The sequence below is a fragment of the Paenibacillus mellifer genome (assembly GCF_023195895.1).
In the GTDB taxonomy this organism is placed as follows: domain Bacteria; phylum Bacillota; class Bacilli; order Paenibacillales; family Paenibacillaceae; genus Fontibacillus; species Fontibacillus mellifer.
In genome coordinates, this window is the sequence record NZ_JALPRK010000016.1 from 1 (window position 1) to 20,935 (window position 20,935).

16 protein-coding genes are annotated in these 20,935 nt (G+C 51.2%); 2 read left to right on the top strand and 14 right to left on the bottom strand.

Features of this window, described 5'->3' with window-relative positions:
- Positions 1 to 90: 90 nt before the first annotated feature.
- Both M0651_RS16120 and M0651_RS16125 read right to left on the bottom strand, forming a co-directional pair.
- Positions 91 to 1,068: an aldo/keto reductase gene (locus tag M0651_RS16120; protein ID WP_248552766.1), complete on the bottom strand. Its 978-nt coding sequence runs from the start codon at positions 1,066 to 1,068 to the stop codon at positions 91 to 93.
- 33 nt (positions 1,069 to 1,101) lie between these two features.
- Entirely contained in the window at positions 1,102 to 2,061 is a 960-nt protein-coding gene (locus M0651_RS16125) for a LacI family DNA-binding transcriptional regulator (RefSeq protein ID WP_248552767.1), read from the bottom strand.
- Positions 2,062 to 2,220: 159 nt separating this feature from the next.
- On the opposite strand from M0651_RS16125, the gene M0651_RS16130 reads away from it, so the two are divergent.
- Positions 2,221 to 2,829 (top strand): hypothetical protein, encoded by a 609-nt coding sequence (locus tag M0651_RS16130; RefSeq protein ID WP_248552768.1) that lies wholly within the window; start codon positions 2,221 to 2,223, stop codon positions 2,827 to 2,829.
- Here M0651_RS16130 and M0651_RS16135 read toward each other — a convergent pair.
- Positions 2,826 to 3,560, bottom strand: a complete 735-nt coding sequence (locus M0651_RS16135) for a phosphotransferase family protein (RefSeq protein WP_248552769.1) — start codon at positions 3,558 to 3,560, stop codon at positions 2,826 to 2,828. The two genes, M0651_RS16130 and M0651_RS16135, sit on opposite strands and share 4 nt — an antisense overlap.
- Positions 3,561 to 3,708: 148 nt before the next feature.
- Between M0651_RS16135 and M0651_RS16140 the strand changes: the two genes are divergently transcribed.
- Complete coding sequence (locus M0651_RS16140; protein WP_248552770.1) at positions 3,709 to 4,614, top strand: D-isomer specific 2-hydroxyacid dehydrogenase family protein; 906 nt, start codon at positions 3,709 to 3,711, stop codon at positions 4,612 to 4,614.
- Positions 4,615 to 4,688: 74 nt separating this feature from the next.
- Here M0651_RS16140 and M0651_RS16145 read toward each other — a convergent pair whose 3' ends face one another.
- The 11 genes from M0651_RS16145 to M0651_RS16190 form a co-directional block, all read right to left on the bottom strand.
- The gene (locus tag M0651_RS16145; protein WP_248552771.1) at positions 4,689 to 6,248 is read right to left on the bottom strand and encodes a histidine kinase N-terminal 7TM domain-containing diguanylate cyclase; all 1,560 of its coding nucleotides are present in this window, start codon (positions 6,246 to 6,248) and stop codon (positions 4,689 to 4,691) included.
- Between the two features lie 331 nt (positions 6,249 to 6,579).
- Complete coding sequence (locus M0651_RS16150) at positions 6,580 to 8,643, bottom strand: glycosyl hydrolase 115 family protein (RefSeq protein WP_248552772.1); 2,064 nt, start codon at positions 8,641 to 8,643, stop codon at positions 6,580 to 6,582.
- A gap of 91 nt (positions 8,644 to 8,734) precedes the next feature.
- A complete protein-coding gene (locus M0651_RS16155; protein ID WP_248552773.1) occupies positions 8,735 to 10,078 on the bottom strand; it encodes an ABC transporter substrate-binding protein in 1,344 nt (447 codons plus the stop codon).
- 135 nt (positions 10,079 to 10,213) lie between these two features.
- The gene (locus M0651_RS16160; protein ID WP_248552774.1) at positions 10,214 to 11,512 is read right to left on the bottom strand and encodes a response regulator transcription factor; all 1,299 of its coding nucleotides are present in this window, start codon (positions 11,510 to 11,512) and stop codon (positions 10,214 to 10,216) included.
- A complete protein-coding gene (locus tag M0651_RS16165; protein ID WP_248552775.1) occupies positions 11,490 to 13,241 on the bottom strand; it encodes a sensor histidine kinase in 1,752 nt (583 codons plus the stop codon). Before M0651_RS16165 ends, M0651_RS16160 begins: the two co-directional genes overlap by 23 nt.
- An 81-nt stretch (positions 13,242 to 13,322) precedes the next feature.
- Complete coding sequence (locus tag M0651_RS16170; RefSeq protein WP_248552776.1) at positions 13,323 to 14,171, bottom strand: carbohydrate ABC transporter permease; 849 nt, start codon at positions 14,169 to 14,171, stop codon at positions 13,323 to 13,325.
- The gene (locus tag M0651_RS16175) at positions 14,168 to 15,130 is read right to left on the bottom strand and encodes a carbohydrate ABC transporter permease (protein ID WP_248552777.1); all 963 of its coding nucleotides are present in this window, start codon (positions 15,128 to 15,130) and stop codon (positions 14,168 to 14,170) included. Before M0651_RS16175 ends, M0651_RS16170 begins: the two co-directional genes overlap by 4 nt.
- 319 nt (positions 15,131 to 15,449) lie before the next feature.
- Complete coding sequence (locus M0651_RS24300) at positions 15,450 to 15,791, bottom strand: carbohydrate-binding protein (RefSeq protein ID WP_372490974.1); 342 nt, start codon at positions 15,789 to 15,791, stop codon at positions 15,450 to 15,452.
- A gap of 8 nt (positions 15,792 to 15,799) precedes the next feature.
- Complete coding sequence (locus tag M0651_RS16180) at positions 15,800 to 16,189, bottom strand: hypothetical protein (protein WP_248552778.1); 390 nt, start codon at positions 16,187 to 16,189, stop codon at positions 15,800 to 15,802.
- A gap of 91 nt (positions 16,190 to 16,280) precedes the next feature.
- Complete coding sequence (locus tag M0651_RS16185) at positions 16,281 to 18,776, bottom strand: DUF5695 domain-containing protein (RefSeq protein WP_248552779.1); 2,496 nt, start codon at positions 18,774 to 18,776, stop codon at positions 16,281 to 16,283.
- Between the two features lie 165 nt (positions 18,777 to 18,941).
- Positions 18,942 to 20,906, bottom strand: coding sequence for a glycoside hydrolase family 127 protein (locus tag M0651_RS16190; RefSeq protein WP_248552780.1), 1,965 nt, complete (start codon positions 20,904 to 20,906; stop codon positions 18,942 to 18,944).
- Between the last annotated feature and the right edge of the window lie 29 nt (positions 20,907 to 20,935).

Here is a 20,935-nt window from a genome sequence, read left to right on the forward strand (position 1 = left end):
CCAAAAACCAGCCCCACCGCCAAGCGGTAAGGGCTGGTTTTACTTGAGCTATGCCGTTGTCTGTCTTCGCCATCCACGGGCAAAAACTCGTTACATCCCCAGCACGGGATGTGCTACATAAGGCTCTTCCAGTCGAATGATTTCCTCCTGGGTTAACCGGAGGGACACCGCGGCAACCGCATCCTCGAGATGATGCGGTTTGGTCGCACCCACTATCGGCGCGGTGACCGGGGATTTCTGCAGCACCCAGGCCAAGGCGACTTGCGCACGCGGCACCCCGCGCTGAGCCGCGACCTCAGCCACACGCTCGACCACCTTGCGGTCAGCTTCCGCCATAGGCGCGTACAGACGTTGGCCGAACAGGTCGGTTTGCGAACGCTCGCTTTGTTCATCCCAATCGCGGGTTAAGCGGCCGCGAGCCAGCGGACTCCAAGGAATGACACCGATGTTCTCCGCTTCGCACAGCGGCAGCATCTCACGTTCTTCCTCGCGGTACAGCAGGTTCAAGTAGTTTTGCATGGAGACAAATCGGGTCCATCCGTGCCGCTCAGCGGTATGAAGCGCTTTGAGAAATTGCCAGGCATACATCGAGGAAGCCCCGATATAACGGGCTTTCCCTGCCTTCAGCACATCATGGAGCGCTTCCATCGTTTCTTCGATCGGCGTAGTGGGATCCCAGCGGTGAATCTGATATAAATCGACGTAATCCGTCCCCAGCCGTTTAAGGCTATGGTCAATTTCCGCCAGGATCGCTTTGCGCGACAAACCTGCGCCGTTGGGGCCAGGGTGCATACGCCCGTGGACCTTCGTGGCGATTACGATCTCGTCGCGGTTGGCGAACTCTCGGAGTGCCTGTCCTACGATTTCTTCACTGGTCCCGTCGGAGTACACGTTGGCCGTATCAAAAAAGTTAATGCCCAGCTCAAGGGCCTTGCGGATAAACGGACGGCTTTGCTCCTCATTCAACGACCAGGGATGCGGCCCGCGGTCCGGTTGTCCGTAGCTCATGCACCCCAGACAAATACGCGATACCTCAAGTCCGGTACGTCCCAGCTTCACATATTCCATGTTCATTACTCCTTTCGAGATTCAATAGCGTGCTTATACGGTTGACCGCTCGATGAGGTGTAAGGGAATTTCCATATGAGCAGGGTTCTTCTCATGGATTTGGCAGAACAATTGCCGGCCGATCTCCTCGAGCGGAATCTCAAACGTTGTCATATTCAGCATTTTGGCGATCGGCTGGTTATCGAAACCAACGATGGCCAGCTCGTCCGGAACTTGAACGCCGTGCTCCGTGCAATATGCCAAAATACCGGCGGCAACCTGATCGCTGGTCACCAGCAGCGCGGTTGGCGGATCCTCCATGCACAAGATCCGTTCCATAATCCATTCCCCGTCTTCCAGCAGAGCGCAGTCATAAAAGGCATAATCCGGTTGGTAATCCTGATGCCGGGCAGCAAGGAAATCCCGATAAGCAGCAGTTCGTTTTAAACTGTTCGGGCTGGATTTACGAGCAAGGCAATATCCGATCTTCTGATGCCCTCTATCCCATAAATAAGTTAGCGCCCGGGTAAAACTACCGTAATGGTCGAAGTAAATAGACGAGACGTTTCGGCCCCGGCCATCCTCCAGCACTGTAATCGGGCCGTACTTCGCATACTCCTCGACAACCTCCCATTCACACGCCCGGGATCCGATGATCAATCCGTCAATCTGCTTCAGCTTCAGCATCATCAGCGCATCCAGCTCACGTTCGACCTCGTAATCGGTCTGGATAAACACCAGTTTGTAGTTGTCCTTCATTGCCTCGTCCGCGATGCCGTCCACCAGCATCCCATAGTAAGGACGGCGGATGGAAGGAACAACCACGCCGATCAGATTCGTTTTGCCCCGGCTTAAATGGACGGCGTTAATATTTCGCTCGTAATTGGCTGCCTCCATCGCTCGCTTGACGGCTTCTCTCTTCTCCGGGCTCACGTACGGGTACTCATTGATCACTCTAGACACCGTAGATACCGACACGCCTGCCAGCTTGGCGATCTCCTTTATATTTGCCATGTCATCTTGGTCTCCTCCCCCAAATTATACGCGGTTTGGCTTCATGAATACCACTTTACCGCAAACAGTGCAAATGCAAAAGAAAGGGTTGACTTGAAATGCGTTTCATCCTTTAATGTGGCATCAGGTGAAGAAGGAATTATTTGAGGTGAAGAAGTGATGTTCATTGACGAGGATACTTTAGCGGAAATGGAGCGGGGCCACGCAGACTGGCTGAAGCGCTTGGAGCAATCCGCCGATAGGTTGGGAACAATATTGCTGGAGTTGCCGGTGCCGCAGAACGCTCAGGCTTATGCTTCTCTGCATGGGTTAACCCGGTTCCATAACTCACTGCTCGCCTTCCGGCTCCTTGTAGTATCGGGGTTCAGTGACGATGCGGCTGGCGTGTTGCGCCGTATGGGGGAAGCCGCGGTGATGGTGAAATTCGTCTCTACTCTAGAGGAGAAGCAGATCTTATCCTTCATGGAGGAAGCCGCAATGGTTCCATTGGTACCAGACGAAGCCGTATCGCCGCACACTCCGGAACTGCGGACCATCGCAGAAGCTGCGGACAGATCAAAAGGGTGCGATAAGCTGAAGCCGAGCGGTCCCCTCGTAGGTTGGCACTCCTTGTTAGAGGCGGATGAACCCGAGGACTGGTTCCCCCCGATCGGCCCTGCTCCGTTTGATGCCGCCGACCTGCTCTGGAAGGGCTGCCGTCTGGCCGATATTCTCTTAGAGGTCGTACAGGAATGTGGTTTCCTAGGGATTTCCGACATGCGCGTTTAGCGGGAAATCAGCTTGTGCCACGTTTCCGCCGCTTGCGGCGATACGTTTTCCGATAATCTCGCTCCCGCAAGGATGGGCAGCCAAGACAGGATCTCGTCCTTGGAGAACCGGCTTTTCTCGCAATAGAGTTGCAGGTAGAGATCGGCGATTTCTTTGGACAACTCATAATATAGCAAATAGGATCGGCAGACGTCCGCCCGGACATCCCCTCTCGTCGAATCCACCCAGTCGATAACATACAGCCCCGTATCGGCCTGAATGAGGTTATGTACATGGAAATCGCCGTGACAAAGCCGGGTCCCTTCCGGCTGATCCTGCAATCGGCGCAGCAGATCATCTTGCTGCCGAAGAGTTAAACCAGAGGCCGCGATCTTATGCGCGAGCCGCTCCGTCATTGCCGGCCAAGAGGCAGCTTCCGCCCCGTGGATCCGAATTTGCATCTCCGCGGCCTGGCTGAGGTAATCGGCCACTTTCCCTGGCTCGCGCCGGATCCGTTCCCCCAAAGTCGGGCCGGGAACGTACTCCATCACGATCGCCTGCTGCCCGTCGATCGGCTCAAGACCGAGCACCTTCGGTACCGGCAGCCCGCAGTCGCGAGCCCATCGCTGCTTCTCGGCTTCGCGGCTAGCCTCGTCGTGCGGTAATCCCCGATGAAATAGTTTATAGATTTTCCCTTCGTGCAAATAAATTTGCGCCGTGTTGCCCTTTCCGACTTGCTGATCCAACTCCATGCTCATCCCTCCTAGATTACTTCGATTTTATCACAGTTCACCCTGGCTCCAGACGGAAGAATCCCTCATCCATACCGACACTTCGTGATATAGTAGAAAACAAGCATGTGATGTGCCTAAGATGCCGGGTTAAGGAGGTTCTCCAGAGATGAAATTCAATCAAATTACCTGCGTGGACAACGTCGGGCTCGAAGCTTGGGCTTTGGAAGAATTGCAAAAGTTTTCGAAACAACCGATCATCCGGTTTGACCAGGATCCGCAAAACAAAGACGAGGTAATGGAAAGAATCCAAGATGCGGATTGCGTACTTGTATCTTGGCGAACGAAAATCGATCGCGAAGTGATTGCAAGCTACCCCTCGATCCGCTATATCGGCATGTGCTGCAGCCTGTATGACGAGCGATCGGCCAACGTCGATATCGCTGCGGCGAGAGCGCATGGCATCGAGGTCCGGGGAGTCCGCGATTATGGTGATGAAGGGGTTGCCGAATTCGTCATGAGCGAGCTTATCCGCTTGCTCAAAGGTTTGGGCCCGCACCAATGGCTAAGCGAACCGGTCGAGCTACAGCAGCGCAAGCTGGGCATCATCGGGATGGGGGCGACCGGCCAGATCTTGGCGCATCGGGCTTCCGCTTTTGGCATGCGCGTCCAGTATTTCAGCCGGAGCCGTAAACCGGAATCCGAACAGGCAGGGTTTGAATATGCTTCACTTCGTGAGCTGCTGCAAACCTCGGAGATCATCTCCATGCACTTGCCCAGAAACACCCATCTCCTCGGGCCCGATGAATTCGCCGCTTTGGGGCACGGCAAAATTCTGGTGAACACCTCCCTCGGAGCGCCTTTTGAAGCTGCCGCTTTTCGGGAGTGGATCCGGGAGAGCGGGAACTACGCGATCTTTGATGCGGATGCTGCCGGGGAGTTCAAAACAGAGCTTCACCGCTACCCCCAAATCATCTATACTGCTAAAGTCTCAGGTTTCACCCGGGAAGCCAGAGGAAGGTTATCTCGCAAGGTATTGGATAATTTAACGAGTTATCTAAACGCAAGTCAATAAAAAAACAGCCCCGCAACCGCTCCGAAGAGCGAGATGCGAGGCTGTTGTTCTTGCAGCAGCGCATTAGGCAAGGTCTATTCCTTCGCGGCTGCTACCAGACTGACCGCATTTCGGCCATTCCGCTTCGAATCGTATAGGGCGGCGTCCGCGTCCCGAAGCAGCGATTCCAGCGTATCACCGTCAACAAGCGAAGGGGCTACGCCAAAGCTGGCCGTGATGCCGATAGAATCGGTCCCGGTTAGAAGCGGCTCGGCGCTCAAGGCCGAACGCAGCCGTTCGGCCCATTCGACCGCTTCCCCGATCGCGGCATCCGGCATGCCTACCGCGAATTCTTCCCCGCCGTAACGGGCGAACAACGCCCCCGGCGGCAGGATGCGGCGGCATACCTCGGTAACGTGCACGAGCGCCCGGTCCCCCGTCTCATGCCCGTATTTATCGTTGATCCGCTTGAAATAATCGATATCGAACAAAATGACGGCAAACGGCTTCCCGGCCGCCATCGCCTTTTCCAACATCTCTTTGCCTTGAGCGAGAAACCGTCTCCGGTTCGGGACCCCTGTCAATCCGTCCAGGAAGGCCAAATTTTGGAGCTGGTCCTGCAGCCGCTTTTGCTCCGTAATGTCGATCAACAGCAGCAGCGTCCCTAGTGCGTCGCCGCCTTTGCTGATGACGGGCGAGGATCGGATCAGACAGGTGATCGGGCCGGCGGCGGTTTTCCAGTGCAGTTCCTCCTCCATGCCGTCGACGGAATGGACGAAGGGGAACGCCTCCCCCGTCAGCTCCGGCCATGCTTCGAACAACGTTTTGCCGATCGTTCGATGACTTACCCTCGGCAGCAGCCCTGACAACGCCCGGTTATAATCAACGATACGGTGCGCGCCGTCAAGGACGATAACCCCTTCCCGCATGCTTTCGAACAGGCTTTCCTTGGCGATCGGCACGATCGTCAGCATGCGCGAGGAGACGATCGCCCAGATATACATCGCGGAAGTCAGGCACAGCACCATCGGAACGGGGTCCATTCCCCACGGCGTGGCTCCCATCAAATACAGGAAGGCGGCCAGCATCGGGATCACTTGCGAAACGATTAATGTCGCGTGCTGGATACGGTACATCTTTTTCGTATGCCTCCAGCGGCGCAGCAGCACCACCAAACCGCCGAGCAGGCAGCCGAAAGTGTAGGCACCGTGAACGATATACCATTCCCCGATATCAATGTCGACCAGCGGCACCGGTGAGGATTCCCGGATATAGATGTCTTTGTAAAAAAGATGGTGAACGTCATTCGTGGCGACCAGAAACAACGTAATCACGGGAATGATGAACATCGCCGCAACCATCTTGCGCGAAACGTTCCTGCCCAGGTAGCGGAAAACGAGCAGCAAGCTTAATACTGCGGAGGCAGGCATCCCGATATACTCCACGACGATCCACCGCTTGATCTCTTCCAGCGAGTCGCTGGATAGCTCGAAAGCGAATCCGAAAATGTAAATGGCCAAGGCGGCGTTATAGATCAGGAAGGTGCGCGCATAAGGGATGCTTGTTCGATGAGCAAAAGCGTAAATACCCAGAAAAAAATTCAGCACGCCCGAAGTAGCGACGAGCGTAATATATACGTTGATTTCCGATCCCATCTCAATCGTTCTCCATGTCCTTGAATAATCGCAAATTTTGCTAACTTTGATTGTACAGGAAGTCTCACCGGATAGAAATCTTTTTTAAGGCGATAGACCTATTTTGCCGACCATTGGATTAAAATACTTTCTCCCCATCTTGTCCGCCCCCTAATGTTAACTTCAGTATAGAAAAAGGTACCCATACAACTAAACACATTTTATAAGTGTCCAGTGTATGGGTACCAGTTTAGTAGCTCACGCTGAAGATCCCTTTTATCTCACTTATTCGGTTTAGCTCTAGTTACTCGGGTTCCGGTACTTGAATGTATTGACTGCCGTTAGACTACCCCTATTCTGCTGCCAGCAAATCTTTCAGTCGTTTGGCCAATTCATCATCGGGCAAAGGATTGCGGTGCGTGTTTTCAAGATAAATATGCTTTTCGGTTTCGGGCATCAGATACTCCTTATACCACAGGAACATATCCGGACTGTCCCCCTGGATACGCACGAATTTACGTACGGTTTCGGCATGGTCGAGCGTATTGGCGACATTGGTCAGCCAATCCGCGCGGTAAAAATGTTCCCACTGCCCCTCCTCCGCTTCCCTTAGGGCACGTTCGCTTTCGCGGTAATGCCATACCGCTTCGGAAGCTTGCACGAAGCTCAGCGGATAGTTTCCCGCGTCAAATGTCGCATAAGCCTTGCAGATGGCGGCAAGTCCCAGGCAGCCGCTCCGATGCAGTTCGATCTGCACCAGCAATTGATGGCGGAGGCGCTTGGCCTCTGCGGCCGGCAGGACTTGAAGAAGCCGTAAACACCGCTGCTTAAGTTCATCCCAGCCCGGAGCGGCTTTCACCGCCTGCTCCTGGAACCAGCGTACCTGCTCTGAAAAAGAACCGCCGCCGGCTGCCCAGATCAGACTTTCATTGCAAACCTTCTTCCCGTGCAACCAGTGCCCCATGATTTGTCTGGCCGGGTGATGGTAAAACTCCTCGCCGGCCCGGTCATCCGGGTTAGGTCCGTAAGGAATCGTGCATTCGGCATAGTCCAGGTATAAGCGCGCAATGTCCGCCTGATAGGAGGTGTACATTCGTTCCGTAAAATAGCACAGTTGATCCCCGGCATCAGCCTTGCCATCGATCCAGAGTTTCGAAACCAGATCAAGCGGCCAGAGATGCTGCAACAGATTTCCCGAATTGACCAGCAAGTATTCGTCCGCACCGGCGGATAAGGCCCGTTCCAACTCTTCCGCGATCAATTCCGCCGCGGAAGGGAACATGGTCAGATGATTGGAGGCTTGAAGATCATGGAACGTGACATGATAGTACACGCCGTTTGCTCCGCTGTCTTCCGGAGCGGGCAGCGCCGGTACGCGCAGGTTTAGGTTGCCATGACGCCGGGAGACCATTTTGCCGTAACCGTTGTCGGCCCAAACCTTTATGACCCCTTCGGGAACACAAATGTGGCCTTCCTTATACAACTCCGCGATTTCGCCGTACATCGCCATGCAGCAGATCGGCTTCTCCACATGCCGGGCAATCATGTCAAATTGCTTACGGACGACGCGCGAGATCAACTCCCCGCGTTTCGCCGGCGTATCAAAGCGGGGATCGTTCTCCCAGAAAGGCTTGTCGCCTTGCCCGCGGAAAGACAGCACCCAGACGATCTTCTCGTCCTTCTGGCGCTGGATCGCTTCCTCCCAGAGACGCTTAAACAACTCGGGGGACTCCTGATAACTAGCCTGTTTACCCGGATAGGCACGCAGGAACATCTCGGCGCCAAGCGGTTCCGCATGGTGATGGGTAATCCACAGTCCCATTTCGGCTGCCAGCTTGTGATGAATGCCGGTTCGTGGCAAATCCGTTCCCGGGATCACCATGTTGCCTCCGCAGCGAAGAAGCGCCTCAAAGACAGGAAGCCACACCTCTTCCCCGGGCGGATAGACTTCCTTCCACCCGATCAGGCATACCTCGTCGTTGACGAACCATCCCCGGTAACGTACTCTGGGCTTCGAACTGTCATAGTTTACGCAGGGAACGCTCACAACCTGGCGTCTGATCGGAGGGAGTTCCGCCCAAAACCAGAAAGGATCAACGCCAAGGATCCAACGGCTGAAGTGCAGCATGCCGTAGACAACGCCCAATTCGTCCCGGCCGACAATATGCAACACTGGATCGTCACCGCCTGTGTCGAACCGGAAGCAAAAAGCTTCGGGCCATTCCGGACATCCGTCCTCGTCGCCAGCGTATCGTATGACGACAGCATCGTCTGCCGTCAAGGCCGGAGGCAACCCAAAAACCGCTTCATGATCTCTGGCAATCATGCGCCAGGCATGTACAATCGGCGGTGTTAGCGGCAACCGCAGATCATATGGCGTCTCGCCTTTCATTTGCCATTTCGTAACTGGATTCATATCTGTTTCCTCTCCCGGCGCCCTTCAATGAATAGTCGCCATACATTTCAAAAAACCGGCCGGCGAACGCCGACCGGTTTCACTTTCGAGCTTACTTCGCTTCAGCCGCGTACTCCTCCGCCAGCTTCATTAATTTCTCATAAGCTTTGTCAGGCGTGGATTGCTTATACTGCAACTCCTCGACGATAGTTTTGTAGTCATTTTTAAAATTTCCCCAGCCTTGCGGATCGTTGATAAATTTCTGGGCGTCCGGCGTCACTTTGTTCAGGAAATCGGTCGAAATTTGATCCGCTTCGCTAAAGGTTGGAGTCAACGCCTCAAGCACTTTGTTGCTGACCGGCGTGCCGCGCGTCAAACCAAGCGTCTTGCCGGCCTCCTGATCGTTGATTAACCAATCGATGAACTTGATCGCTTCTGCCTGATGCGGGGATTGGGCGTTTACGCTCCAAAACATGCTTGGCTTCAGCCAACCGCCGGCTTCCGAGCCGTACGGCATGGAGGCAAACCCAAAAGCGCCCGGCTTCAGCGCATCGATCGAGCCGACCTGGTTGGAGAACAGATGACGCGCAATGGCATTGCCGTTAATGACGCTGTCCTGCTGCGGATCAAGCTCTTTGTCCGTTGTCGTAATATCCGCAGGTGTCAAGATGCCCTTATCTCGCAGCTCGCCCATTTTTGTCATATAATTGATCCAGGTGTCCTTGTCGATGCTGAGATTGCCGTCCGCATCATAGATATAGCCTTTGCCCATGCTGTATTGGTAGGCGGTATAGTCGACCAGGTCGGCGCTTTGGTCAACGTACACATACTTATCGTCTCCAAGCTTTGCTTTAGCCGCCTCGCCGAAGGCGTAGAAGTCATCCCAGGTCCAGCCGAAGTCCGGCGCTTCAAGACCAAGCTTCTCCACCACGGTTTTATCGTAAACCATACCAAGCGCGGCAACCCCGGTCGGAATGGCATACAATACGTCGTTCACTTTGCCGCTGTCCACGGTTTTTGGGTCAATATCGGATACGTTGAGATCCTTTAGATCGCCCAACAGGCCCCTGCCTGCATAATCATTGATATAAGCGGCATCCATCTGAATAATATCCGGCGCTTTCTTGGCTGAATATTGTACCGCAAGCTTGTCGAAATATCCATCCCAGCCGGAGAACTGGGTTTGGAAGGTCACGTTTGGATGCAGCGCCTTGTATTGATCGAGCGCCTTCAGAGTAGCATCGTGCCGGGCCTGTGAACCCCACCAGGCGATGGTCAGCGTTACCGGCGCATCCGCGCCGGCATTTCCATCGGTTGCGGAAGACTCCGGTGCGGATGCATTCCCCCCGTTATTAGGCGATGCCGAGTTGTTTCCGCCATTACCGCAAGCGGAAATCCCGACGGCCAGCACAATTAAAGCGATTACAAAACTGCTTTTTTTAACGAACCAACGCATTTCTTATTTCCCCCTTTTGTCGGACTCAGCCAACAATATTAATATGTGATAGCTAAATCGTAGCATTCACTTTCGGTAGCGTATAGAAGAGTAATGAACTCAAATCTTTCATTATTTATCAGTGGACCTGGCATTCTAGGATCTAAACTTCATCATCTCGCTGGGACTAACGCCGCAATACTTTTTAAAAAGCGTGCTGAAGTAAGGAACGTTCTGGTAACCGACCATTTCCGACACCTCGTAAATCAGATGGTTCCCTTCAAGCAATAAAGCCTTCGCCCGCTCGATCCGCACGCGGATGACATAGTTGGTAAAAGTCTCCCCGGTTACCTTTTTGAACAGCTGGTTTAAATAATTTTTAGAAATATACAACTGCGAAGCGAGTTGCTCCAAAGTGAGATCCTCGGCATAATGCTTGTGAATGTAATCGATCATGAATTGTACCGCTTTCCGGTGTTTCTCCTGAATCGGCGGAAGCTGCGCTTTGGCGATGCCGGGGCCATCATGATCCGGGCCCATCCTGCCGCCCGCTCCCGGCTCCGCCGTCTCCAACAGCTTCTGCATCGCCTCGTCGGCCGATACTTTAATCCCTTCCCAGCCGCGTTTGTTTCGTCCTAATCCTATACGGCTTTCAAGGCCGAGAAAGGTCCGCACATTGTCAATGATCAGGCGGCCCAGTCGCTCCGCGTTTTGTGAATTCTCCTCCTCGCTTTCTTCCTCCTGAGAGGGAAGCAGCAATGCGGCATGGTTGCCAAACAGCCATACGAAGACGGCATCCGGCCATTGTTCGCCGAGCACTTCAGCGACGATATTGGATACGGCAAATTTAAACAGATTCCAATCGGCCAGCGAGAGGTTTCGGGTGCGCTTGTTCCACAACACTTCCATGACAAGAATCCTATTTTTGCAGGTTGTATCCAGAAGCATGGAAGCCGGAATGTCGCCGGTAACCCCCCAGCCGTTCAGCGTCGCCAGCAGTAGTTCTTCCCTCGTTTGCTCCCTCGCTCCGCCTCCCGCCGCCGAGGACGCCTGATGATTCCCCAACCTGTTTAAATAAGTTTCTTCTAACTTCTCAATGGCGGAGAGCAGCACGTTATGAATTTGATCCAGCGTGACCGGCTTGGTCAAATAATCGTCCACTCCCAGGCGAAGCGCCGTCCTTGCATATTCGAAATCGTTATACCCGCTCAAGATGACGAAACGGCCGCCAAAATTACGGAGCTTCAACTCCTCGATCATTTGGATTCCGTTCATGACCGGCATATAAATATCGGTTAGTACGATATCCGGATTCATTTCATCGATCAACTTGAGCCCGGCTTCTCCGTCAATAGCCTCACCGGCGAATTCCGCATCCAGCTCCTCCCAGGGGATCGCTTTGCGCAAACCGTTGACCACTTGAAAATCGTCGTCAATAATGACTATCTTCCACATTTGTGATTCCTCCCTTGCATGACGATAAATCCAGTATCGGCAAACGAATCATCGCCTGCGTTCCGCCTTCCGGCGAATTCTCCAACGTAAAGCCGAAGTCGTTGCCGAACATGGCTTCTATGCGCTCGCGCACATTCCGCAGCCCATAACCTCCTTTGGCGCTGCGGTTTACCGCCCAATCTCCCCTGACCTGGCGGCCGTTATCCGCAATCCGAAGCTGCAGCCGTTCTTCCCGAACACGGGCCTCAATCAACAGCGAGGCCTGCCGTTTGCCATGAAAACCATGAATGAAGGCATTCTCGATGAAAGGCTGCAGCAGCATTTTGGGCACATACAGCGCTTTGGCTTCGTCGGAAATATCAAATCGGTATTCCAGCCTGTCCTCCCAGCGTATTTTCTGAAACGCCAAATAGCTTTCGATATGCTCTGCCTCCTCAGGAAGCGGCACCAAACTGTCGCTGTCCGTCAAAGCGCCGCGCAAAAAGCTGGCCAAATGCGACAACATCTTGCTGATCTTCGGCTGCGAAGCCTCAATGGCCATCCAGTTCACCTGATCCAGCGAATTGTATAGGAAGTGGGGATTAATCATCATCTGCAAGGCCTTGATTTCCGCCGCCCGCTGCTCCTCGTGCTGCCGTCTCAGACTGTCGTACAGTTCCTCGATGCGGTAAGTCAGCTTCTCGTATCCTTGAAACAGGTGCCCGAACTCATTCTTGTAATCCTTCGGTAGCGGAATGCGCCGGCTAAGCGAAAAGTTATTCATGGCCTTTAGCAAAAGAGCGATTGGCTTGACAAAACGTCGCGACAAAAATACGGCCAATACCAGGATCAACAGGATCGTGACAATGCCCCATGCCAGAAAAATTTGTGATTGGCGCAAACTGCCGGCCGTCAGTCGTTTCCATGAGGTGATTTCTGCCAAAGACCACTGCGAATCCGGAGACGAGGCCCAGACTAGAAATTCATCGCCCGTTCGCTTGGAGCCTGTGGTCCGGGCGTCAAGCTGCGCCTTGATTTCGGCTTCGTTCTCCAGGAAAAACTCGGCATTCTCCTTATGCGTAATCAGCTTGCCCGTATCGTCCAGCAACGCCAGATTGGAGCGGCTGTCCTCGGTGGTAATCAAAGCTTGAAATTCCGAAACCGGCACATTAAATACGATCACGGCAAACGACCGGTTAAAACGGTTATAGACTTTTCGCGCAAAGCTAATGACCGAAGTGTCTCCTTTATTGGTTTTTATGGTTCGCTGGCTAAGCCAGGCATAATCGGAATCTCGAAGATCACCGTACCACGCTTCCGTTTCCATCTGATTCAGGGGCATAAACTGAACAAAATCCTGCAGCGTGTAGGATGGCCTTAGATCGGAGTAAACCTCGATGGAATGAAGCATCGGCATACCAAACACGTAGTTGTTCAACTGGGAGCGGATCATGCTCTGGACTTTCATCTGATCGTAAGTGCTCCCGTTCAGTCTCTGCTCGTACAGGTCGCTGAAGTTCTGCGCGGCCGTATTGGAGCTCTGTTCAATATCCTCCAAGTGGGTATTCAGCTTTTTATTCAACTCAATTAATAACTTCTGCTGGTAATAGGACGTATTGTCCGCAATTTCCTTGGAGCCGTTTATATAACTAAAGCTGACGATAAGCCCTACCAAAATGACGACGATCAGAGCAAAGCCGAAAAAGAATACCACATCGATCCGCATCGTTTTAAATGGGTTAAAGCGCATTCGAAATTCCTCCCTGCGGCAACAAGGCACAGAAAAGCTGCGATTGCTCGCAGCTTTTCATTTTTAAGCTATCACATCCATTTAACCCTTTAACGCTCCGGCCGATGCCCCTTCCACAAAATGCTTCTGCGCCAGGAAGAAAATCAGCACGGACGGAACAATGGATACGAGCGACATCGCCAGTAATTGTCCCCAAGGAACGCTTCCCTGCGAGTCGATAAACAGCTTCAGCGCCAAATTGACCGTGTACTTGTCAATACTATTAATATAGAGCATCTGTCCAAAGAAATCATCCCAGTTCCAGAGGAAACAATAGATCGCCACGGTAATCAAGGCCGGCTTGACGAGCGGAAGCATAATTCTCCAGTAAATGCCAAACCAGGAGCAGCCGTCGATCTTGGCGGCTTCATCCAGCTCTTTAGGCACGGAGCGCATGAATTGCACCAGCAGGTAGATGAAGAACGGACCTCCGATGCCGCCCGCCAGCAAGTGGGGAATGTAAAACGGCAGATACGTATTGATCCAGCCCCACTCGCTGAACATGACATATTGCGGAACGATCGTAACTTGCGTGGGCAACATGAGCGTGACCAGCATGATGGCAAACCAGATCTTGCGCAGCGGGAAATCGAGCCTGGAAAAAGCGAAGGCGACCAGGCTGCAGGCCACGATCGTGGTGAACAAAACACCTCCGATCAGAACGAAGTTATTCAAATAAAAGTGCCCGAAGTTGAAGTTCGGCACCGACACCCACCCTTCGGAGAAGTTCGACCACCGGGGATTTTTCGGAAATAGATTGACCGAGCTCATCTCTTCATTGCTTTTTAAAGAGGCCCCTACCCACCAAAAGATCGGATACATCATAATCAAACTAATGACGAGGAGAGAAAGATGGGGAATGACCCGTTTGCTTAGTTTGCTCGAATTCATGATCTCTTGCCCCCTTCATTTTCATAGAACACCCAGAATCTCGAAGAGCCGAACAACACGGCGGCAAACAAACCGATCAACACCAGCAAAATCCAGGCCAACGCAGAGGCGTAACCCATATGGAACTTGGTAAATGCCTCTTCATACAGGTACATAACGTACACAAAGGTCGATTTGACCGGTCCTCCATTGGTAATGACAAACGCCTGGGTAAACATTTGGAACGTATTGATTAACGTCTGAACCGAGTTGAACAAAATGATAGGTGAAAGCATCGGCAACGTAATGGAAACAAATTGCCGGAACTTGCCGGCTCCATCCACCGAAGAAGCCTCATACAAATCCGTCGGAATTTGCTTAAGCCCTGCCAGAAAAATAATCATGGAAGAGCCGAACTGCCAAACCATCAGCAGGATCAGCGTGCCCAACGCATATTTGGGATCGGCGATCCAGGATGGACCCTTGATGCCGAACAGCCCGAGAAAGTCGTTGATAAACCCGTTGCGGCTGAAGATATTTTTCCAGAGAATGGAGACCGCGATACTTGTCCCGATCAGGGACGGAAAGTATACCATGGTACGGTAGAACGAAATTCCTTTAATTTTCCGGTTCAGCAGCATGGCGATGGCGAGCGCGAACATCAGGCGCAGCGGCACCGTAAACAACACGAAATTGATCGTAATCCGCAGCGAAGACGGAAAGACATCGTCCTGGGTGAAAATTTCCTTATAATTCTGCAGCCCTACCCAATTCGGAGCGGCAAGCAGCGAGTAGTCGGTGAAAGAGTAATAGATGGACATCACCATAGGCCCCAGGGTTAACAGGAAAAATCCGATGAGCCAGGGGGATAAAAAAAGGTAGCCGGCAATCGGCGATTCCCAGCGCTTCGCGCGCTTCTTGACGCGCGGCACGTCTTTCAAGGAACCCGCAGGCGTTGAGTTTACAGCGGTATTGTTCATAAAAGTCTGCTCCTATCTTCCTTGTGTCGGAACTTTTCCTTCATTATAAATTGCGCTTCCCGAAGCTTGAAGGAGGGGAATGAATACGTTTCTTTCACTATTTATCAATTGTGGGGACCATTTGCTCCATTGAGGGCTGACTCCTTTCAATAACAAAAAAGACCTGAGACGATTTTAACGCCTCAGGTCGCTTATTATTTTGCTACCCCCGTTTTGCCGAACTCATAATGTGAAGAAAATTCGCTGATGCAACAATGACTAAAGTCGACAGAAAAATTAAGGTTCGTTATGCGCTTACGGTTTATGTTTTGAAACTAGTTCAGAGTGATGCTAATCTAATAATATTATCGCCTGTTGTAAGGTTTACATTGACGTTAACAGTATTGAATATCCCCCAACCTTCTGTTGGTGGGTACGTCACTGTTGAACATGGCAAACCATTGTAACAAAGGTTTTGTGTTGCGTTAGATCCCGATCCATTTGCATAACCGATCGTCATCGTATATGTTTTAGCCGTCGGGACATTTACAAAGAAGTCAACGTAACTATTAGAGGACTCCATGCTGGCAACGTATTTCCCATGCCAGGAATTGTTCTCCGGTTCATTCCACACTTCGTATCCGTAAATATTATGAAGGCCCAGCGATCGAACTTCATTCACCAACGATGTTATCTTATCATACCATCCGGCCAGCCAGGGAAGTCGTACCAATTGGGATTCATGTCTGCAAGGCGCAGAGTTACTTTACTGTCCGTATTGGCGATTCTTTGAGCAACCGGCACGCCATCGCCCTCCGGTCGATGAGCTCCTGGGCCGGACATTGCTGGGTTGGAGTAAGTTTTTGCATGTAACGGAATGATAAGGGCATTGTCAGGTTGACTTACATCAATGCCGTACAATGAACCGCCTGCAGCATGTGTAACAGGGCCAATGACACTGGACAAATCGACGGTAAGATTTGTAGCTGCATAAGCAGGTGATACAGAAATCACACCATTTATGAACACCATAATGAAACTTAGCATCGCCGAAATCCTTGCTATTTTGGCTCTTTTCACATTAAAACCTCCTCAAAATAATTTTCAAAAAGATCTCGCCACTCTTCTTTCCCCGTTTACCTCCTTTCCGTATGATTTCGGCGCATAAAACTCAATGTTCACGATCGATAACCAGATACCATGGCCTTTCCGACTTCAGGCAGATATTCGCCTCTGACACATCAATCCCATCATTTGCCGTACTTATCCGCAAGTTCCTTTTGGATAAGTCTATTTTAAGTTCGATAATGGAACTTCGGTCCATCTCAATGCTCCAATCGTTCACTGTATCGTGGACTCGCATCCGTAGTCCGTCTCGGGGGCGAATCGTCCAGACACTGCCATCCACCTTGACATCACAGCCAAATCCGTATAATCCAAGAATGGGGTGTTCAATAATCACGGAAGAAGCCATTTTCAAACCCGCAAAGTAACCAAGTCCGCTTTCCCCAGAAATCTGCCAGGCTTTTTTAATTAAGGGCACTTTCCCAGGCACAATCTCCTTGCTGTCTTCCTGCCCGGTATGCAGAACCCAGCAGGAGCTCCCCAACTTTTTCGGATCTTCATCCCAATATCCGGAGTTGATTAATGACCAACCCGCCAGATAGGAGGCATATGCGGACTTGATCAGTTCATAATCTCCCATCCCTACATTTAAGGAGTAATCGTACATGGTCCACCCGCCCAACTGGGTCATGTAACTCACGTTCCAAAACGTTTCCCCGTGTGCTCGAAGATCGGTATTATAGTAGTACCACTGCGGCTGGTGGCCCCGATTTCCAAAGGACGCCAGCACTGCTTTCTCCATGGTTTGTTGGTCGTCAATGCTCTTCGCGTAAGCATAGACTGCTTCATAGGCTGTGGAGTCATAAGCCATTTCAGACCCGAAAGGATAGGCCTCCTTCTGAAAAAAAGAGGATTTTGAGGTGGAAATCTCGCGAATCCCTTCTGCTTCCTCGGACATTCCCTCCGAGGCAAGCGCATCGGCCAGATACAACGGGATTGTTAGTTCTCCCATATTTCCATACTCCGTGGAGCCAACGCCCTCCGGGAACATCCAGTAGGAGAACATGGCCTTCGTGTAACGATAGGCTTTGTCAAGGTAATACGTTGCCGGTTTTAGATATTGAATGCAATATCCCTTTTGAATTCGGTACATATTAAAATAAGTATTAATCACATGAACATAATTAAAGGCCCTCCAAACATCATCAGCCCCATAACCTTTCCATGGATCAAACATCACGAACCAAGGCACCATCCTGTGCACCCGGTATCCGGGCTGCTCTGTAAGCCGATTCTCAACGAAATCAGAGAGATAAGCTTCGAGCACTTTCAATTGGGACTCCACCGGTCTGTAAACATTTTTTTCTGAAAGGAACAATCCGCTGACCAGTCCGATCTCATCGCTCCCGCCAGCCCACCAATCATCCCTATACGGATTGCAGGTTGAATTAATCCTGCTATTCAACGTCATATCCCACATTAGCAAGCCATGATAACAAGGATCTTCGGGATTGGTTTCAAAATGGTTGTCTGCGATAAAAGCCGCATGTTTGTCTATCAACTTTTCGATGTTCTCCACGCAAAAAAACTGTAGTACCATTTGTTCGCCATCCCCATAATGGATGGTAATATCATTGACGCCCAAGCTTTGAAAACCTATGGAATAAACGCTATATCCGTTTTCTCGTTCTCCTTCATACGTGATATGCGTTCGGCCAGGAAAGGAAGGCTCAAGGGAATGAACTTCCTTTTGGGACCGCAGCAGTAGCGTTGCCCGATCATCGTCGGGAACTACCATGCCCGGCAAAACCTCGACTTCTACCAAGCCGTTCTCAAAAGCGAGCCTGCTGATATCGGCAAAGCTGTCGGCCCAGTCCAGCGTGAAGCTGTACGTAACGCTCTCTCCGGGGGTTAATTGCAGGGTTGAGCTTCCCTTGAGAATGACGGTAACAAGCCCTTCCCAGCTTTCGTTAAACGTTCCGTAACTACCAAATGGAACCCCTTTTTCCGGATCTGTCTTTATATTCTGTTTTCTTTCCAAATCGATTCCAGAGAGCCCGGTCTTCTCGCCCGCAAGCATGACCAGGCAAGGCGGGACACCATTGGACCGCGCCCAATAGATATAGGAGCCCTCACCCGCTATACAAGTATGTCGCAGTACATTCTGTTCATATTTATATTGAGAATCCCCCCTGAAAATCTGGTTGAATAGAAGCGGGATTCCAATGTAATCAAATGCAATTCCTTTATCCGAACGGTTGGCAAAGGTCATGTTCCAATGAAAGCCTTTTTCCGCTAGAACATATTCCATGCTTAGATCAAAGTGCTTAAGCCCCTCTTCATGTGAAGAATCCCCTTGATAGGCAACCTCCAATTTGTTCCCATTGAGCCGGATTGATCGAACGTCCGCCGAAGGTCCCGAGTTGCCAACCATCCATGCGCTTTCCCCGATACGGTATCTGGTGACGACATGACCGAACCACTTGGCATCCGGAACGTCCATCTCGGGAAACTCGGACGGGTCCACCAGGTATTCGGTTTGATAAATATCCTTTTTGTTTTTAAGAGAGACGAAGCCCCCGCGCTCCGCGTCAAATCTCAAGAAAAAGGTGTCATTCTCCAGGATAATATCTTTGTTTTCCGTTACCCTGTTTGAGTTCATATTTTTTCTCTCCCCTTATCAATTAAAGATTCCTGAATTCACGGTTTCCCCAATTCCTTTGAAAAAATTGCCCTGAAACAAACTTGATCAGGGCAATCCGTTATATTAAGAATGAACCTCTCGGACCCAAACCCGCATTTCGCCCAAACCTCTATTAGCCCAAGCGTAATAAGGGATAAACTTCAGGGATGCAGGCTCCGTCTCCGCATCTGTATTCCTTTTATATAAAGATTCACCCCAGTCAGTAAACTTCTCCTTTCTTCCTTCAGCCGTAACTACATAAATTCCGCCGAAAAGGGATGGGTCTTCCTGCACATGCAGTTCTGCTTCCCTAGGAAGCAGAAACTGGTATAAACCGGCCTCGTTGTCCGCTTCCTCCAGGCAGTATACTAATGGCCCGCGCTGAATGGCGACCTTTCCAGCGGTTTGACGAACAAGCGGATGACCTTTCATTCGAAGAACCGGCATGGAGAGATGCAGCTTGATTGTATCCCCTTGCTTCCACGTCCCTTCAATCATCGCGTATCCGTTGACTACAATGCCATCCAGCGGCTTATTAATGCCATTTATAGAAAGCTCGGCTTCCTCGCACCAATCCGGAATACGCAATGCCATCGTAAACGCGGTTTCTTTCTCTGTCTGTACAGTAAAACGAATATCCCCGCTCCAAGGGTAATTGGATTCCTGGCTCAAGACGACTTGATTTTCGCTCAACACCATTTTCGCTTCTCCGCTTACATACAAATGAGCGTAAACGGTATTCTGATTCACCGTGTAGATATATTGACCAAGTGATGCCAGCGTTCTGGCTACGTTCGGCGGACAGCAGGCGCATCCAAACCAGCCTTGCCGAACTGGTTTGACATGTTCATAAATGTGGTTTGCTCCACACGCATGCGGATGGACCTCAAGCGGATTGACATAGAAAAAGCTCTTTCCATCGAGAGACATTCCGCCAATCACCGTATTGTAAAGGGCTCTTTCCATGACGTCCGCATAGCGGCTGTTCGGCTCCAGTTGCAACATGCGATGAGCGAAGAACATCAGGCCGATGGAAGCGCATGTCTCCGCGTAGACTGTATCGTTCGGCAGGTCATAATCAACACTGAAAGCTTCGCCATGGCTTTGGGAACCGATTCCTCCGGTAATGTACATTTGTCTAGACACCATATTGTCCCAGAGTCTTTTGCACGATTCCAGCATCTCGGCATCCCCCGTTACAGCGGCCAAATGCGCCATCCCCGTACACATGTAGACGAAGCGAACAGCATGACCGACAGCCTTATCCTGCTCATGGATCGGTTTGTGGGCCTGACTGTAGGATTTGTCGTTGATGATCCAGGGACCGAAATGGGTCGTCTTGCCCCGTTTTTCATATTCAATATCGTAAAAATGCGGCTCCCTCCCCCTTTCTTCCAGGAAGTAACGGCTCAATTTAAGATATCTTTCATTACCGGTTGCTTCATACAGCCTCATCAGCGCCAGCTCAATTTCCTGATGGCCGTCGTATCCCCTCAATTTGCCCGGCTCGGTACCGAACACACTGTCAATATAGTCGGCAAATTTGCATACCACATCCAGAATCTTTCGTTTTCCGGTTGCTTGATAATAAGCGACTGCACCTTCTATCATATGACCGGCACAATACAGTTCATGGCATTCCGCTAGATTGGTCCAACGTTTACCTGGCTCTTTAAGCGTATAATAGGTGTTCAGATACCCGTCATCCTGCTGGGCTTTCGCAATGATTTCAATAACACCATCGGCAATCCGTTCTATTTCGGGATCTCTTTCCGTAGCCAACAGATAGCCGACCGCTTCCAACCACTTTGCCACGTCGCTATCCTGGAACACCATGCCGTAAAATTCGCCTTCCGCCTCGCCTGCCGCGATTTTAAAATTTTGAATCGCATGACTCGGTTCTGCTTCAGCAATACGGTCATTCAGAGCATCCCATTGGTAAGGAACAACAACTTGTCTTATTAGATTGATATATTCGGACCAGAACGGATCGCGAATTTGCACATCGGTTAATGGCAAGATATTGGTTTTGCATACAGTATGAGTCATCTTTCAATACCTCCAGCTAAAATAATTAT